This window comes from Flavobacterium sp. KKT103 (assembly GCF_055640565.1).
Genome location: NZ_CM145766.1, coordinates 1,298,270 through 1,315,842, shown reverse-complemented (window position 1 = coordinate 1,315,842; position 17,573 = coordinate 1,298,270). Strand labels below are relative to the sequence as shown.

General features: G+C 35.3%; 15 protein-coding genes. 11 read left to right on the top strand and 4 right to left on the bottom strand.

All coding sequences use genetic code 11. The features are described 5' to 3' along the window. The first annotated feature begins 47 nt into the window (after window positions 1-47). The 6 genes from purH (at window position 48) to rodA (ending at window position 7,259) form a co-directional block, all read left to right on the top strand. The gene (gene purH, locus ACZ2G0_RS05560) at window positions 48-1,574 is read left to right on the top strand and encodes a bifunctional phosphoribosylaminoimidazolecarboxamide formyltransferase/IMP cyclohydrolase (RefSeq protein WP_470309374.1); all 1,527 of its coding nucleotides are present in this window, start codon (window positions 48-50) and stop codon (window positions 1,572-1,574) included. A 54-nt stretch (window positions 1,575-1,628) separates the two neighbouring features. Further along, complete coding sequence (locus tag ACZ2G0_RS05555) at window positions 1,629-2,657, top strand: rod shape-determining protein (protein WP_187009493.1); 1,029 nt, start codon at window positions 1,629-1,631, stop codon at window positions 2,655-2,657. A gap of 93 nt (window positions 2,658-2,750) precedes the next feature. Further along, a complete protein-coding gene (gene mreC / locus ACZ2G0_RS05550) occupies window positions 2,751-3,575 on the top strand; it encodes a rod shape-determining protein MreC (RefSeq protein WP_470309373.1) in 825 nt (274 codons plus the stop codon). Then, window positions 3,568-4,074: a rod shape-determining protein MreD gene (locus ACZ2G0_RS05545; RefSeq protein ID WP_470309372.1), complete on the top strand. Its 507-nt coding sequence runs from the start codon at window positions 3,568-3,570 to the stop codon at window positions 4,072-4,074. Before mreC ends, ACZ2G0_RS05545 begins: the two co-directional genes overlap by 8 nt. Next, on the top strand, window positions 4,071-6,011 hold the full coding sequence (gene mrdA, locus ACZ2G0_RS05540) for a penicillin-binding protein 2 (protein ID WP_470309371.1): 1,941 nt from the start codon (window positions 4,071-4,073) through the stop codon (window positions 6,009-6,011). Before ACZ2G0_RS05545 ends, mrdA begins: the two co-directional genes overlap by 4 nt. A 12-nt stretch (window positions 6,012-6,023) precedes the next feature. Next, window positions 6,024-7,259 (top strand): rod shape-determining protein RodA, encoded by a 1,236-nt coding sequence (rodA, locus tag ACZ2G0_RS05535; protein ID WP_470309370.1) that lies wholly within the window; start codon window positions 6,024-6,026, stop codon window positions 7,257-7,259. A gap of 8 nt (window positions 7,260-7,267) precedes the next feature. Here rodA and ACZ2G0_RS05530 read toward each other — a convergent pair whose 3' ends face one another. Together ACZ2G0_RS05530 and ACZ2G0_RS05525 are read right to left on the bottom strand one after the other, a co-directional pair. After that, a complete protein-coding gene (locus ACZ2G0_RS05530; protein ID WP_470309369.1) occupies window positions 7,268-8,101 on the bottom strand; it encodes a DNA/RNA non-specific endonuclease in 834 nt (277 codons plus the stop codon). Between the two features lie 113 nt (window positions 8,102-8,214). Further along, window positions 8,215-10,470, bottom strand: coding sequence for a carboxy terminal-processing peptidase (locus ACZ2G0_RS05525; RefSeq protein WP_470309368.1), 2,256 nt, complete (start codon window positions 10,468-10,470; stop codon window positions 8,215-8,217). A gap of 177 nt (window positions 10,471-10,647) precedes the next feature. On the opposite strand from ACZ2G0_RS05525, the gene surE reads away from it, so the two are divergent. From surE to ACZ2G0_RS05500, 5 genes are all read left to right on the top strand, one after another. Next, on the top strand, window positions 10,648-11,427 hold the full coding sequence (gene surE, locus ACZ2G0_RS05520; RefSeq protein ID WP_470309367.1) for a 5'/3'-nucleotidase SurE: 780 nt from the start codon (window positions 10,648-10,650) through the stop codon (window positions 11,425-11,427). Next, entirely contained in the window at window positions 11,420-11,692 is a 273-nt protein-coding gene (locus tag ACZ2G0_RS05515) for a hypothetical protein (protein WP_470309366.1), read from the top strand. Before surE ends, ACZ2G0_RS05515 begins: the two co-directional genes overlap by 8 nt. 80 nt (window positions 11,693-11,772) lie before the next feature. Continuing rightward, window positions 11,773-12,888: a lipid-A-disaccharide synthase gene (gene lpxB / locus ACZ2G0_RS05510; RefSeq protein ID WP_470309365.1), complete on the top strand. Its 1,116-nt coding sequence runs from the start codon at window positions 11,773-11,775 to the stop codon at window positions 12,886-12,888. 12 nt (window positions 12,889-12,900) lie between these two features. Continuing rightward, window positions 12,901-13,398, top strand: coding sequence for a C40 family peptidase (locus tag ACZ2G0_RS05505; protein WP_470309364.1), 498 nt, complete (start codon window positions 12,901-12,903; stop codon window positions 13,396-13,398). Between the two features lie 39 nt (window positions 13,399-13,437). Beyond that, window positions 13,438-15,474: a ComEC/Rec2 family competence protein gene (locus ACZ2G0_RS05500; protein WP_470309363.1), complete on the top strand. Its 2,037-nt coding sequence runs from the start codon at window positions 13,438-13,440 to the stop codon at window positions 15,472-15,474. Between the two features lie 2 nt (window positions 15,475-15,476). Here the strand turns inward: ACZ2G0_RS05500 and ACZ2G0_RS05495 are convergent, their stop codons facing one another. After that, window positions 15,477-15,968, bottom strand: coding sequence for a thioredoxin family protein (locus ACZ2G0_RS05495; RefSeq protein ID WP_470309362.1), 492 nt, complete (start codon window positions 15,966-15,968; stop codon window positions 15,477-15,479). 50 nt (window positions 15,969-16,018) lie between these two features. Then, a complete protein-coding gene (locus ACZ2G0_RS05490) occupies window positions 16,019-17,560 on the bottom strand; it encodes a peptide MFS transporter (protein ID WP_470309361.1) in 1,542 nt (513 codons plus the stop codon). Between the last annotated feature and the right edge of the window lie 13 nt (window positions 17,561-17,573).

Sequence of the window (17,573 nt, the reverse complement as noted above, 5' to 3'; positions counted from 1 at the left end):
TTTTAACTTTAAAAAACTATTTTTGCACTTCATAACTATAACTACACATGAGCACAACTAAAACAATTCAATCTGCATTAATTTCAGTTTTTTCTAAAGAAGGTCTTGAACCAATTGTAAGACTACTAAACAGTCAAAATGTTACACTTTATTCTACAGGAGGAACGGAAGAATTTATAAAAAACCTAGGAATACCTGTTATTCCAGTTGAAGACGTAACTTCTTACCCTTCTATTCTTGGAGGACGCGTTAAAACATTACATCCTAAAGTTTTTGGAGGAATACTAAACCGCCAAGACAATCCAAGCGATGTACAACAAATGGAGGAATTTAATATTCCGCAAATCGATCTTGTAATTGTTGACTTATACCCATTTGAAAAAACAGTAGCATCAGGAGCAAGTGAAGCTGATATCATCGAAAAAATTGACATTGGTGGTATTTCATTAATTCGTGCAGCAGCAAAAAACTTTAAGGATACGGTAATCGTTGCTTCAGTTAATGAGTACAGCAGCTTACTTGACATGATTACAGCTCAAAACGGTGCAACAACATTAGAGAACAGAAAATTATTTGCTACCAAAGCATTTCATGTATCTTCACATTACGACACCGCCATATTCAATTACTTTAACACTGACGAAACGGTATACAAAGAAAGTATAGCTGATGGTCAAATACTACGTTACGGCGAAAACCCACATCAAAAAGGATTTTTCTTTGGTAATTTTGATGCAATGTTCAACAAAATACACGGAAAAGAATTATCGTACAACAATTTGCTAGATGTAGATGCTGCGGTGAATTTAATTAATGAATTCAAAAACGACGGACCTACATTTGCTATACTTAAACACAATAACGCTTGCGGTCTAGCATCCAGAGACTCAATTAGCGAAGCGTACATTGCTGCTTTGGCATGCGATCCTACGTCTGCTTTTGGTGGAGTATTGATAGCTAACACTAAAATTGACGTTGCAACCGCAGTTGAAATTAACAAGCTTTTTTGTGAAGTAGTAATCGCTCCTGAATATGACAAAGAAGCTATTACAATTTTGGAAGAAAAGAAAAACAGAATAATATTGATCCAAAATGAAGTTGAACTACCTAACAAACAAGTTCGTACTTGTTTAAACGGTCTTTTGATTCAAGAAAGAAATAATATCACAGACAATAAAGCCGATTTAAAAACCGTTACAACTACAAGCCCTTCAGAACAAGAAATTGAAGATCTACTATTTGCTTCAAAAGTTTGTAAGAACACCAAATCAAATACTATTGTCTTCGCAAAAAACGGAACACTAATTTCATCCGGAACTGGACAAACATCACGAGTTGATGCACTAGTGCAGGCTGTGGAGAAAGCAAAAGCTTTTGGATTTGATTTAACTGGCGCATCGATGGCAAGCGACGCCTTTTTTCCCTTCCCAGATTGTGTACAATTAGCAAAAGAAGCAGGTATAACGGCAGTAATACAGCCAGGAGGGTCAATAAAAGACCAATTAAGCATCGATTATTGCAACGAAAATAAACTTGCGATGGTATTTACAGGAACCCGTCATTTTAAACATTAATTTGTTTAACTTTGTTGGCACTTATTTTTTAACTTTTAAACCCCTAAAAGACATATGGGATTTTTTGATTTCATGACCGAGGATATTGCGATAGATCTTGGTACCGCTAACACTCTAATCATTCACAATGATAAGGTAGTAATTGACAGCCCATCAATAGTTGCTCGCGATAGAATTTCGGGCAAAATCATCGCTGTTGGTAAAGAAGCCAACTTGATGCAGGGTAAAACACATGAAAACATTAAGACCATAAGGCCTTTAAAAGACGGTGTAATCGCTGATTTTGATGCTTCAGAAAAAATGATCAGTATGTTCATTAAAAGCATTCCTGCCTTGAAAAAAAGAATGTTTACACCCGCTCTTAGAATGGTTGTATGTATTCCCTCAGGAATTACCGAAGTGGAGATGAGAGCTGTAAAAGAATCATGTGAAAGAGTAAACGGTAAAGAAGTTTATTTAATTCATGAGCCTATGGCAGCAGCTATTGGTATTGGTATCGATATCATGCAACCTAAAGGAAACATGATTGTAGACATAGGTGGTGGAACAACCGAAATTGCTGTAATAGCACTTGGCGGAATTGTTTGCGACAAATCAGTAAAAATTGCTGGTGACGTTTTCACAAATGATATTGTGTACTACATGCGTACACAACACAATCTTTTTGTGGGAGAAAGCACTGCCGAAAAAATAAAAATCCAAATTGGAGCCGCAATTGAAGATCTTGAAACACCTCCTGAAGATATGTCTGTTCAAGGAAGAGACTTGTTAACAGGAAAACCAAAGCAAGTAGATGTATCTTATAGAGAAATTGCAAAAGCATTAGACAAATCGATTCAACGAATTGAAGATGCAGTAATGGAAACTTTATCACAAACACCTCCTGAATTAGCTGCAGATATTTACAACACAGGTATTTATCTTGCTGGTGGAGGATCAATGCTAAGAGGTTTGGACAAACGTATTTCACAAAAAACAGATTTACCAGTTTATATCGCTGAAGATCCGTTAAGAGCGGTTGTTCGAGGTACAGGAATGGCATTAAAGAATATTGGAAAATTTAAAAGTATTTTAATCAAATAAGATACTGCTATAACTAATCTGAACACATGAATAGTTATAGCCATAATATCCAAATACTTAGGTTTTTCCAGAACAAATTAATCAAATAAGAGAATGCAGCAAATATTTAATTTCATATTCAAAAACAGTAATCGATTACTGTTTTTGCTGTTATTATGCATTTCGTTGTTACTTACCATACAATCTCACTCCTTTCATAGAAGTAAAGTGATCAGTTCCGCTAACTTCTTGAGTGGCGGCGTATATCAACAAATAAATGATGTAAGTGAATATTTGAATTTAAGAACCGAAAACGAAGCATTAGCTCTTGAAAATGCGCGCCTAAAAAGCATTCTTTTTAACACAAAAGACACGACCCATCTTAAAAAAATGGATTCTATAATCGGCATACCATCAGATGATATTTTGGTATCAAAAGTCATACATAACTCCTACAACGTACATGAAAATTTCCTTACGTTAAACTCCGGATCTAACGACGGAGTGAAGCAAGACATGGGAGTAATAAACAACTTAGGAATAGTAGGTATAGTAGACAATACATCTCCAAAATACGCTACCGTGTTAAGTATTCTAAACGTAAAATCACAAATCAATGCTAAAATTAAAAAATCAAATCATTTTGGTTCATTAATTTGGGATGGTAAAAACACCGGTTTTGTACAACTTATTGATGTACCAAGACTTGCAGCTATTCGAAAGGGAGACACTATTGTCACCGGAGGTCAATCAGTTATTTTTCCAGAAAACATCAACATTGGTACTATTCATAAAGTAGAAATAGACAATCAAACGCACTACTACACTATAACTGTAAAACTATTTAACGACATGACTAATTTAGGTCATGTGTACATTATTAAAAGTAAAGATAGAGAAGAACTAAATAACCTAGAAAAACTTAATAAAGATGAATAGTACTTTATTATCTAATATTTTTCGGTTTATCTTGTTATTGACTGCACAAATCGTTATTTTTAACAATATGACTTTTTTGGGATTCATTATTCCATTACCATACCTATTATTTATCATACTATATCCCGTAAACGGAAACAGATCTGGATTGATTTTAGCAAGTTTTTCACTGGGGTTAATGATGGATATTTTTCTTAATTCAGGAGGAACTCATGCAACAGCTTGTTTAATTCTTGCATACATAAGACCCTCTATATTTAAATTCTCATTTGGTATTAGTTATGAATACCAAACTATAAAATTAAATGATGTTTTAACGCCAGAACGCTTTTCATTTATCTTGCTGTCTGTAATTGTTCATCATTTTGTTTTATTTCTACTAGAAGCTTTTCAAATCAGCTTCTTCTTAGACATCCTGATAAGAGCACTTTTAAGTGCTGTATTCACAATAATTAGTTGCATTATAATAATATACCTTATTAAGCCCAACAAAAGATGAGAAAACTTCTGCTGCCTTCTTTAGTAATCATTGCAGCATCATTGCTACTTATTCGGATTTTTTATTTGCAAGTTGTTGATGATACTTTCAAATTAAAATCAGAAAATAATGCAATCAAAATAAAATACGATTATCCAGAAAGAGGATACATTTTTGACAGAAACGGAAAACTATTAGTTGCTAACCAAGCATCCTATGATATAATGGTGATCCCTAGAGAACTTAAAGATATTGATACTTTAGAATTTTGTCAGCTACTTAATATCACCAAAGAAGATTTTATTACAAAAATAGCAAAGGCAAAAGTATACAGTCCTAGACTTCCCTCGGTATTTTTACCTCAATTAAACAAAAGTGAATTTGCTGCCTTTCAAGAAAAGATAAGAAAATTTGAAGGATTCTATTTCCAAAAACGTTCCTTGAGAGATTATGAGGTCGATTTTGGAGCAAACATATTTGGTTTCATTACACAAGTAAACGAAAAACTCATCGCTAAAAACCCATATTACAATAGTGGTGATTTAATAGGAATGCAAGGCGTTGAGCAAAGTTATGAAGAAATTCTACGCGGAATCAAAGGTGTAAAGTACATTCAAAAAGACAAATACAACAGAGAAATAGGCTCCTATAAAGATGGAAAATACGATACTATTGCTGTTCAAGGTGAAGATATAAACTTAACAATAGATGCCGAATTACAACGATACGGAGAGCAGCTAATGATTAATAAACGTGGAGGAATCGTTGCTATAGAGCCTAAAACTGGAGAAATCCTAGCTTTGGTTACAGCACCATCTTACGATCCCGGAATTTTAGTAGGAAGACAACGTTCTAAAAACTACACCTTATTATACCGAGACTCTATTGCAAAACCGCTTTATGATAGAGGTTTACTCGCAGAATACCCACCTGGCTCTCCATTTAAAATTTTAACTGGATTAATAGGACTGCAAGAAGGCGTAATTGACTTAAATACTAACTTTACTTGCTATAATGGATTTAGTTATTCACGTGGTCGATTTATGAAATGCCATAATCATTCCCCAAACCAACAACTAAACAACGGAATTTACAATTCATGCAACACCTACTTTGCACAAACTTACATGCGTACGATCAACAAATATTCAAAACCAGGATATGCGGTTGATGTATGGAGCAATCACGTAAAAAGTTTTGGATTAGGTGACTTCATGGGCTATGATTTGCCAACGGGAAAAAGAGGAAATGTTCCTTCTTCTAAAACCTATAAAAAAATATATCCTAACGGCGGATGGAGAAGCACAACAATTGTATCTAATGCTATTGGTCAAGGAGAAGTTTTGATGACTCCAATTCAATTGGCTAATATGATGGCAACAGTTGCTAATGAAGGATATTACTACACCCCTCATATCATCAAAAAGATTAAAGGAGGGAAAATAGATCCTAAGTTTACTGTAAAACATGAAACTACGATCGACAAGAAGTATTTCAAACCCATGATTAGCGGTTTATTTGATGTCTACAACTTTGGTACTGCTAGTGCTTTGAGAGTGGAAGGAATCGATATTTGCGGTAAAACAGGTACCGCTGAAAATTTTGCCAAAATCAATGGTGTTAGAACTAAACTAGAAGATCACTCTATATTTGTAGCTTTTGCACCAAAAGACAATCCGAAGATTGCTATTGCTATTTTAGTAGAAAACGGAGGATACGGTGCGACAATTGCAGGTCCGATTGCGAGTTTAATGATCGAAAAATACCTACGTAAAAAAATTACCCGAACTGATTTAGAAAAAAGAATCTTAGAAAGAAGTTTAAGAGATCGCTACGCTAAATTAGGCGGCATGAAGGAGGCAAGTGCAATTGAAACAACGCCAAAAGATACGATCAAAAAAGCGACACCAACCAAATTGAGAAGTAGCACCGTAATTGACACCACTAAAGAGAACTAATCAAATACTCCAATGAAAAACCAAAGCATAAAGAAAAATATTGACTGGAGTTGTGTCATCATTTACAGCCTTCTCGTTTTAATGGGATGGTTGAATATCTATTCCTCTTCGTTATCCTCGCTTGAGGGCACTTATGAAAAACAGTTTATTTTCATATTGCTAACGATTCCATTAATTTTTATCATTGTTGCAGTAGATAGTAAATTTTATGAAAAATACGCTACTATTATATTTGGAATCTCTTTACTAACACTTGCAGGCTTATTCCTTTTTGGTAAAACAATCGCGGGACAAAGATGCTGGTACGCGATTGGTAGTTTCACAATCCAACCTTCGGAATTTGCAAAAGCAGCTACAGCCTTAGCACTATCTAAATATCTTAGTGACTCACAAATTAATTTAAAGGACGTTAATAGACAAATACAAGCTTTGGCAATTGTATTTTTACCTGTCCTACTCATTTTACCGCAGCCCGATCCTGGAAGCGCATTGATCTATAGTATATTTTTGATCGTTCTCTATCGCGAAGGTTTACCCTCTTGGTACATTTGGACTGGATTTATTGCCATCACGTTATTTGTTATGACCTTATTAATAGAACCTCAATACGTAATTCTGATCGCACTAATCGTTTTATTACTAGTTCATTTTAAATCAAGATTAGCAGATAGAAACCTTGTTTTAAGTGGAATACTACTCGTTTTAATTTCTGGATTCGTGCTATCTGTAAACTATGTTTTTGAGAATGTGTTCAAACAGCATCACCGTGACCGTTTCAATATTCTACTAGGAAAAACAGTTGATTTGAAGGGAATTGGATACAACACCAACCAATCAGAAATCGCTATTGGATCAGGAGGATGGTTCGGAAAAGGCTTCCTGGAAGGAACACAAACCAAAGGTGGATTTGTACCGGAGCAACATACCGATTATATTTTTACCACTGTTGGTGAGGAATGGGGTTTTGTTGGATCCATTATCGTAATCGGACTATTTGTTACGTTATTCTTGAGAGTGATTTACCTCGCCGAAAGACAAAAAACAAAGTTTAGTCGCGTATATGGCTATTGCGTAGCCGGTATTTTATTCACTCACTTTTTTGTAAATATAGCGATGGTGATTGGTATATTCCCAACTATAGGTGTGCCATTACCATTTTTCTCCTATGGAGGATCAGGATTATGGGGATTCACAATCTTATTATTTATCTTTTTAAAGATGGATGCCAACAAGGTAAACGAATGGTAGGTTTCGACCTACCTAGTAAACCAAGGGTGCTTATCTACTTCTTTCTCTAGTTTATTTTCAATAGCATCATCAAGTGCTGGAAAGAAGTCTATACCCGTCTTTTTTTCGATTACATCTACTGGAACAGCATAATCAAACAAAGCTTTGTTACTAGCCTTATTTGGCATTAAAAAAGCAATCATTTTATAGTTACGACCGGATCGATACAAAATAATTTTATAAAATTCTTTAGGCACTGCGACACGATCTTTACCAATGGTTTGCAATGATGGTTCTAAAACACCTCCGGTTACAACGTAAACTCCATTATACTTTTCAGCCCAAAATCGCACCTTCTGCTCCAATCGATTCCAAATTCCTGCATTAAATTCATGATCTTGCGGAGAAATATTTGATGTTAAAAAAGTATCATTATAGCTGTCTAGGTTGAATTCCATATCAGCTGCGGGGACTAAATGACCCTTGTCGTAACCTGATTTTTTATAATTTCTCCAATCGGCTGAACCAGTAGATACCTTATTATCCTCAATAAAATAGGGTCTTTTGAAATCATTATTCTTAAGATTTTCTTTCTTTAATTCATAAGCGACCCATTCGGCCTGTTCGTACTCTTCATTATAAGACAATGAGTAATAAGTATGTTGAATGATTTGCTTTGTTGTAGAGGTAGGCGCTAAATCTAAATCAGACCTACTAGTACCAGCCTTGTCAAACTCCCATGAAGTTTGCTCTACACCACTACCTATTGCCACACTATCAAACGCAGCTGTATTGTTCTGTTTGCAAGACAGTAAACCCACTGACAAGCACAGAACGGTAAAAAAAGAATTTCTATTTTTCATATCAATAGCACCTATTACATTTTCAAACTTCTATACCTCTTAAAGAAAACGCCTCAAAATTAAGACTAATTTTGAGGCGTTACATCTTTCTAATTCAATAGCCTAAAACAACTTTACGACTTTGCTAATTTGTCTTTTTTAATAGTTGTAGTCATTGTTTTTTTAACCACTGGCTTTGTTTGCAAGTCATCCAATACATTCAAGGCTTCTTCTACATAGATATCCTTAGCTAATCCCTCATGCCATCTATCTCTTTTTTCCTTTAGCACATTATCTTTTGCCATTTGCTCCATTTCGTAAGGGAGAGAGGTGAATTGTAAACCATTTTTGTATTGCATAATTGGCTTGTACTTCTTAGCGGTTTCTTCAATTGCTTTTTGCTCTTTTTTAAACTTATCAATATTTAAGCTGTAATTATTTTCCTTGCTACGATTATCAATCCATTTTGCATTTTCTTCAATTAATTTGAATTGCGCATTGTTTTGAATTCTATTCTTGCTATTTACAATTGCTTTATTAAAATTAGCTGTTTTATCCCAAATAGTATAATCAGCAGCATCAATTTTATCCCAAGGCATCGCATTTTCGACATCGCGCTCACCCATTTTTAAATACGCATAACGATCCGGCATAACAACATCACTACTTACTCCTTCTAATTGCGTCGAACCACCATTGATACGGTAGAATTTTTGAGTAGTTGTTTTTAAAGCTCCTAAATCACCTACATCACTGTTGCGAACAAATTGGTTTAAATCTATTACATTTTGCACCGTTCCTTTACCATAAGTTTGTTTACTACCAATAATAATTCCGCGCTTGTAATCTTGAATCGCTGCCGCTAAAATCTCAGAGGCAGAAGCTGAAAAGCTATTTACCATAATTACTAATGGCCCATCGTATTCGATTTTTTTATCACGATCGTAAAGCACTTCTTTTTTTCTACCTGCTGATTTAATTTGAACAATTGGACCTTGTTCGATAAAAAGACCCGCAATATCCACTACAGTAGACAGAGATCCTCCACCATCATCACGAACATCTAAAACGATTCCGTCAACTTGAGCTTTCTTCAATCGTTCTACCTCAAGAGCAATATCTTTACCTGCGTCTCTACCATCTTTGTTTTCAAAATCGATGTAAAACTTTGGTAAGTAAATCACACCATACTTTAAACCATTTCTAGTAACAATACTAGTTTTAGCATAGGTTTCTTCAATCTCAACAATATCTCTAATGATGGAAACAATTTTGATGGTTCCATCTACTTTTTTAACGGTTAAACGAACTTCCGAACCTTTTGGTCCTTTTATCTTTTTAACCACATCATCTAATCGCATACCAACGACATCAACCGCTTGAGCATTTCCTTGTGCCACTTTCATGACCACATCTCCTGCTTCTAAATCTTTTCCTCTCCACGCTGGACCTCCTGAAATTAATTCAGATATCTCTGTGTAGTCATTCTTTTTTTGAAGCCTAGCACCAATACCTTCTAGTTTACCACTAATACTAACATCAAATCGTTCCTTTTCTTCTGGAGCAAAATAGTTAGTGTGTGGATCGAAACGAGCTGTAATAGAATTGATAAAAACAGAAAACCAATCGTTTCTATCCAAGTCATTCATAAACCCAAAATATTCGTCTAGTGATTTCTTAGCAGTTTCTCTAGTTTCAACCTCTAGCTCAGCAAAAGTTTTAGTTTTTTCATCATTTTTCACCACCTCTTTAGAAGTAAGATCTTCACTACCCGTCTTAACTTTAGTCAAACTGTCAGTAGAAGTTGCAGTGCTAATTCCCTTCAGTCTGTCTTCTTGTACTTTCAAACGATCCGTCAAAGAGGACAAAGTAGACAACTTCAATTGCTTGCGCCATCTATCTTTAAGCTCCGCTTCTGTTTTAGCGTATGGTGCTTTCTCATAGTCCGTATTAAAAATTTCATCAACATTGTAATCAAATGGAGTGTCTAAAATATTTTTATAGATTCCTTTACTCTCCTCCATTCTTTTCATCAACCTATCATAAGTCAAATTAAAGAAAGTCAAATCTTTATTAGCAATTTGATCGTCTATTTGTGTTTCATACGGAGCAAATTCATCAATATCCGATTGTAAAAAGAATCTCTTTGATGGATCTAAAGCTTGTATATAATCTTTATAAATTCCCTTTGAGAAATTATCGTCAATCACAGCGGGGTTATAATGGCCTTTTTCTATTACAAATGTTAGCAATTCTAATAGTAATTTATCTTTATCAGGGTCACCCTCATTCGAGGACTTCATCTTGAAAGCAAAAAGTGTTACTGAAAGTAAAACAAGTGCAAGAAGTATTTTATAATTTCTTTTCATATAGTTGATAATAGTATTCATCAAAATTTTTTAAACTAAGTTACGTCAAAAACCATCCCAATGACAGCAGGGCTTGCATAAATTTTTGTTAAAGATAGGAAATTGGTTTTTTTGTTTTGGCATTAATCCATCAAGTTAATAAAATTTAGTTCCTTTGTTATAAATTACTACTGTAGTACAGCCTAAAGATAAAAAAACATGAAAAAAGTAAAACCGCTGATCTTAATTACAAATGACGACGGAATCACTGCTCCTGGAATTAGAGCACTAATAGCAGTCATGGCAGAAATTGGCGAAGTAGTGGTAGTTGCTCCTGATAAACCGCAAAGCGCAATGGGCCATGCCATCACAATAAACAGCACCTTGTACTTAAATAAAACTTCCAAGGTACATGATAGTATTACTGAATATAGCTGCTCCGGCACACCTGTTGATTGTGTAAAAATAGCTGTAAATGAGATTCTGGATCGCAAACCTGACTTATGCGTATCTGGTGTGAATCACGGGTCGAACTCATCGATTAATGTGATCTATTCTGGCACAATGAGTGCAGCTGTAGAAGCTGGTATAGAAGGAATTCCTGCAATTGGTTTTTCGCTATTGGACTATGATTGGAATGCCGACTTTGAATCTATAAAGCCCTTTATTCGCAAAATAACGCTTGAAGTGCTCGAAAACAAACTCCCAAAAGATGTTGTTTTAAACGTTAACTTCCCCAAATTAAAAACAGCAGACATCAAAGGAATTAAAATATGTCGTCAAGCGAAAGCGCTTTGGATGGAAAAATTCGACAAACGACAAACACCCCAAGGAAAAGACTATTATTGGCTCGCAGGAGAGTTTGTCAATCAAGACAGCGGCGAGGATACTGACGAATGGGCTCTTGGACAAGGCTATGTTTCAGTAGTTCCCGTTCAGTTTGATCTTACAGCTCACCATGCCATGCAACAACTTAATACCTGGAAATGGAATGAATAAAAAACAATTCGCAGCAGGAGCGGTACTGGGGTTTGTAGGTACTTTTCTGGGATGTATCCTATACCTTTCTCTCTTTACAAGCTATGAAATAAAAACAGGTTTCGCAATCTTAGAGTCACAAGGAGCTTTGGGCAAACTAATTACGTTAGGTTCCGTTATCAACTTACTCCTTTTTGGGATCCTTTTGAAATTAAACCAAGAGATGATGGCAAGGGGCGTAATTTTGTCTGTTATAGTAATGGCAATACTCACCATCTTTATTTAAACAAAGACTTTTATTTGATTGCTAAAATTGCAATACTTAATTTTGAAATACAATCTCATTAATCCATTTAGAACCTAAAAATGAAATATTACATAATAGCAGGAGAAGCATCAGGTGATTTACACGGCTCTAATTTGATGAAAGCGTTGTACAACGAAGATCCGGAAGCAACCATTCGTTTTTGGGGAGGTGACCTAATGCAGGCAACTGGTGGAACACTAGTAAAGCATTACCGCGAACTTGCCTTTATGGGATTTATTGAGGTTGTTTTTAACCTAAAAACAATCTTAGGAAATATCAAAGTTTGTAAAAAGGACATCCTAGCTTTTCAACCCGATGTTATTATTTTTATTGATTACCCCGGATTTAATATGCGCATCGCTAAATGGGCAAAGGTTTTGGGGATGAAGACGCATTATTATATTTCACCTCAAATTTGGGCATGGAAAGAAAACCGAATTAAGGAAATTAAGCGAGATGTGTACAAAATGTATGTCATTTTACCTTTCGAAAAAGATTTTTATGAAGTGAAGCACAACTATCCCGTTTCCTTTGTTGGACATCCGTTGATAGACGCTATTCACAACCAGCCTCCTATTGACTCAAACGACTTTAGAAGCCAAAATGAGTTAGGAGATAAACCAATTATCGCTTTACTTCCCGGAAGCAGAAAGCAAGAAATCACTAAAATGCTTTCGATTATGCTAACGGTAGTCGATGACTTTCCTGATTATCAATTTGTAATTGCTGGTGCACCAAGTCAAGATTTTTCATTTTACGAAACTTTTATTACCGCAAACAACATCAAGTTCATCTCGAATAAAACCTATGATTTACTAAAGATAGCGACAGCAGCACTTGTCACTTCGGGAACTGCAACCTTAGAAACGGCGCTATTCAAAGTCCCTGAAGTGGTGTGTTACAAAGGAAGTTGGGCTTCTTATCAAATTGCGAAACGCATCATAACCCTAAAGTACATTTCGTTAGTTAATTTAATTATGGATGAAGAGGTTGTAACCGAATTAATTCAAGAAGACTTTAATACTAAAAACATTAAAACGGAGTTAACTAAACTATTAGAACCGAACTATCGCGAACAATTACTTAAAAAGTACGAGCTCCTAGAAACTAAATTAGGCGGAATTGGTGCCAGCGAAAAAACTGCACAATTAATTGTATCCGATTTAAGAAACTAACATAAAACACTTTTGAAATCAATTATCTCCCTTCTCCTACTTACCATTTTATTTGCTTCCTGCAAATCGTCATCTGTTTTAACCAAAAAAACAGACCGCAAGGAAACTAAAGAAAATCAGAAAATAGTAGATAACATAATTGATTCGGCAACAGAAAACTTAGGCGTAAAATATAAAACTGCAGGGGTAACTAAAAACGGCTACGACTGCTCTGGATTAGTGTTTTCTACTTTTGCCAAATACGACATTACACTTCCCCGTACTTCAATTGACCAATCCAAACAAGGAATTCAGCTTGGCACCAAGTTAGAAGAAGCTAAAAAAGGAGATTTAATTTTCTTTAAAACCAGTAGTAGGTCACAAATCAATCACGTAGGAATCGTAACAGAGGTAAGAGACGACGAAGTGCTCTTTATTCATACCTCTACTTCCAAAGGAGTCATCATCTCATCGACAAAAGAACCATACTACAAAAGAACTTTTGTACAAGTCAACAGAATTTTAAACTAAGAAAAAAGGTTTTCAATTAAAATTCAGTACTTTAGAGTAATGAAAGTACTACAGTTCCCACTAGCAAAGATTACTCTAGCCTTTATTTTAGGTATAGTAAGCACTTATTATTGGAACCCAGCTTTAACCTTCCTAATTGTAGGATTAAGTCTGTCGCTACTGCTTTTATCATCCTTTTTCATCTCCAAAGTACTTACACCCAACAAATCTTTATTATTTAGTATTGCGGTATGTTTTGCGGCCTATTTCCTTGGTGGCTTCTCGCTGTATTTGAATACTGATTCAAATCAAAAAAGTAATTATCTCCATTGTGGCAATGCCTTCACCAATTCTCACGAAATAACAATTGTCATCAGGGAGAAATTAAAAAACTCAAAAAATAATGATCGTTATATCGCTTTAATTCAAAATATAGATAAGGAATCGTACACAGGGAAAATAGTGCTGAATATAGCAAAGGACAGTTTGAATACGACGCTAAAAACGGGGAGTTACATCAAAGTACAAGAAAAACTGTATAAAAATAGTGCCACTACAAACCCTAATCAATTTGATTACGGTAATTACCTTGATAAAAAACAATTGTATGCGCAAGTTTACACTACTTCATCAGGTATTCAAATTGGCACTAAAATCAAAAAGGATCTTTGGTACTACACAGACCAATTACGATCGACAATCAAGAAAAATTTAGAGAAAAACAATTTTAATTCTAAGGAACTCAATGTAGCCCTAGCTTTGCTAATGGGCCAAAAACAGGAAGTTTCGCCAGATGTAATGCAAGATTATCAGTATGCTGGAGCCATTCACATCTTATCCGTTTCAGGTTTACATGTGGGTTACTTGATGTTGTTTTTAACCTTTCTCTTAAAACCGATTCCAAACACTAAAAAAGGAGCGATTATTAAATTAGTAATTCTGATTTTCATTTTGACTGCTTTCGCTATTTTAGCCGGCCTTTCTCCCTCAGTACTGCGTTCAGTAGTTATGTTTTCCTTTGTTGCTATTGGATACCATTTACGCAGAACGGTAAACATTTACCATACCCTATTAGTATCAGCATTTTTGATTTTACTATTTCAACCGTATTTTATATTTGATATTGGTTTTCAACTTAGCTATTTGGCACTGTTTTTTATTGTGTGGTTACAGCCGACTATCGCAAATGTATTCCGGCCTAAAACAAAAATCATTAAAAACTGTTGGACAATTCTTAGTGTTTCTTTCGCGGCTCAGCTTGGTACCTTACCACTATCTTTATACTACTTCCATCAATTTCCTAGTTTGTTTTTTATAACTAATCTAATAGTCGCACCCTTACTGACTTATATTATGATATTGGGCATCATCGTACTTTTTTTAGCCGCTTTTGCAATTGCCCCTCCTCTTTTAATTAAACCACTGGAATGGGGCATTTATGCCCTTAATTACAGCATTCACTACGTAGCCTCATTTGAGCAATTTTTAATCACGGATATCCCATTCAATTATCTCTTATTGATTAGTTCTTATGCTGCAGTAATAGCTTTAATTATGGGGTTGAAAAAACCAACATTTCAAAGAATCGCTGTCGCTTTTACATTCCTGATTGCTTTTCAATCTATGCTGCTCTATACCAAATGGCAAATTCAAAACGAACAAGAATGGATCGTGCTAAATTCGAAAAAAAACAGCATTATACTAGAACGGCAGGGAGATAAAGCGGTTGTTTTAACCAATGATAATTTTAATAAAACAGCGTATAGCAACACAATAATACAATCGTACTTGGTAGCTAATTTTAGCCAACTCGCAACCAAGAAGAAACTACCAAACCTACTTTATTTCAATAGCACCAAGATCTTAATGATAGATAGCTCCGGCATTTATAATATAAAACTAAAACCAGACGTAGTACTGTTGACCCATTCCCCTAAAATTAACCTAGACAGACTACTATCAGAAATGGAACCCAAGGTCGTGGTAGCGGACAACTCCAATTATCTAAATTTACAAAAACAATGGGAACGAACTTGCGCCAAAAGAAAAATCCCTTTCCATGCTACAGCCGAAAAGGGATTCTATAAGTTAAATTGATTTTATTGCTTGGTATGAATAATACCATCAGTTACTTCTAAAAAAGCGGTAGGTCCACCTGGTACATAACCGGTACTACCTAATCCTTGAAAATTTACCTGACCTTCTTTTTGCACTGCTTTAGCGATGTGAATGGTTGGAAAACCTTGCACTCCAAAAGCTTGCATTATTTGAGCATTCTGGTTTTGCATTTCAGGAGTTTGAAGATTCCTTCTTGGGAAATCTAATTCTACTAAAACAACATTTTCAGCAGCCCACTTTTTAAATTCAGGAGTTTTCAATACTTCCGTTTGAAGTTTGATACACCAACCGCACCAATCACTACCGGTAAAAAAGAGCAGCAATGGTTTATTTTTGGTGGCACTTACCACCATAGCCTCCTTAACGTCGGTATACCAAATTGAATTACCTTCTTGCTTAGCACTACTTGTACTTTGCGAATGCACCACCAACATATTGCCGAACAAGACGAGAATAAAAAATATTTTTTTCATGAGTAGTTTAAATTGATCATTTTAGAAACAAAAATGATACCATATCTTTTTTAGTTTACGCCGTGCATCAATTTCTTCATCAATGGAGTCAACAGTATCATTAGAAGTCCAATTCCGATTGATACAACTGTAAAAATCAAAAAGAAAGTAGACAGGCTATATTGTGTACTTATCGTTTCAATCATACCACCCATTAAACCTGCTATTTTGTTACCCATACCAATGAATAAATAATACACTCCAAACATTATTCCGATCCAAGTTGCTGGTACTAGCTTACTCACATAAGACAAGCCTACAGGAGAGATACATAATTCTCCAAGAGTGTGAAACAAATAAGCGGCTATTAACCAAAACATGCTTACACGTACAACAGAATCAGCAGTAATACCCATACTTCCGTACGCTAGAAAACCAAAACCTAAACCTAGTAAAGTCATTCCTAGTCCAAACTTCATTGGCCCAGAAAGATTGTATTTACTCTCCCACCATTTAGAAAAAACGGGAGCAAAACAAACAATGAATAGGGAGTTTAAGATACCAAACCAAGTTGCTGGAACTTCAGTACCGGTAGCAGCAAATTCTCTACCTACTTTCCAAAGTACAATTCCCCAAATAATCACAAAACTAGTCGCTAGAATTATATTTCCTGTTGCGTATTTTTTAAATGTTTGCTTAAACAATTTAAACAACACATAGGTGATCACTAAAAGTGGAATAATGGTCAATAAGGCATCTGCAATTTTAAATATCGAAGCGCTAGAACCAAACAATTCTCTTTGGGTGTATTTTTCAGCAAAAATAGTCATAGATCCACCTGCTTGCTCAAAGGCAGCCCAAAAGAACACTGTAAATACCGAGAATATTAAAACAGCAATAATACGATCACGAACTACATTAGGCGCTGTGTTTTCGGCAGCTGCTTTGGCTTTAGATGCTAACTTAGATTCAGCCGAAGGCTTTAAACCAATTTCTCCAAAAATGTTTTGAGTAAAATAGAATTGTAACATTCCAAAGAACATAAAGATCCCAGCTAATCCAAATCCCCAGCTCCAAGAGATTTTCTCACCAATGTAACCACACAACATAATTCCTAAAAACGCACCTGCATTCACACCCATGTAATAAAGGGAGTAGGCACCATCTTTTTTCTCAGGGTGCTTTTCATAAGCATATGAAATAATGGAGGTCATGTTTGGCTTGAACAATCCGTTTCCTACCATTAAAAAACCAATACCAATGTATAAAAACAAAGGTGTTTCAACTGCCATTGATGCATGACCTAAAGTCATTGCCAATGCACCTAAGATAACTGCCATACGATATCCTAAAAAACGATCCGCTAGTAATCCTCCAATCACAGGAGTAAAATAGACAGCCATAGTATACGTTCCGTACAATGCCAATGCGTCTTCAATAGTCCATGCCCAACCCCCTTTGGCTAAACTAGACGTTAGAAAAAGCACCAATAAAGCACGCATTCCGTAATACGAAAAACGCTCCCACATTTCGGTAAAAAACAATACAAAAAGTCCAGCTGGATGTCCTAAAACATTAGTTTTAAAAAAATCGTCGTTTGTGTTTTGATTCATTCTATTGTAATAT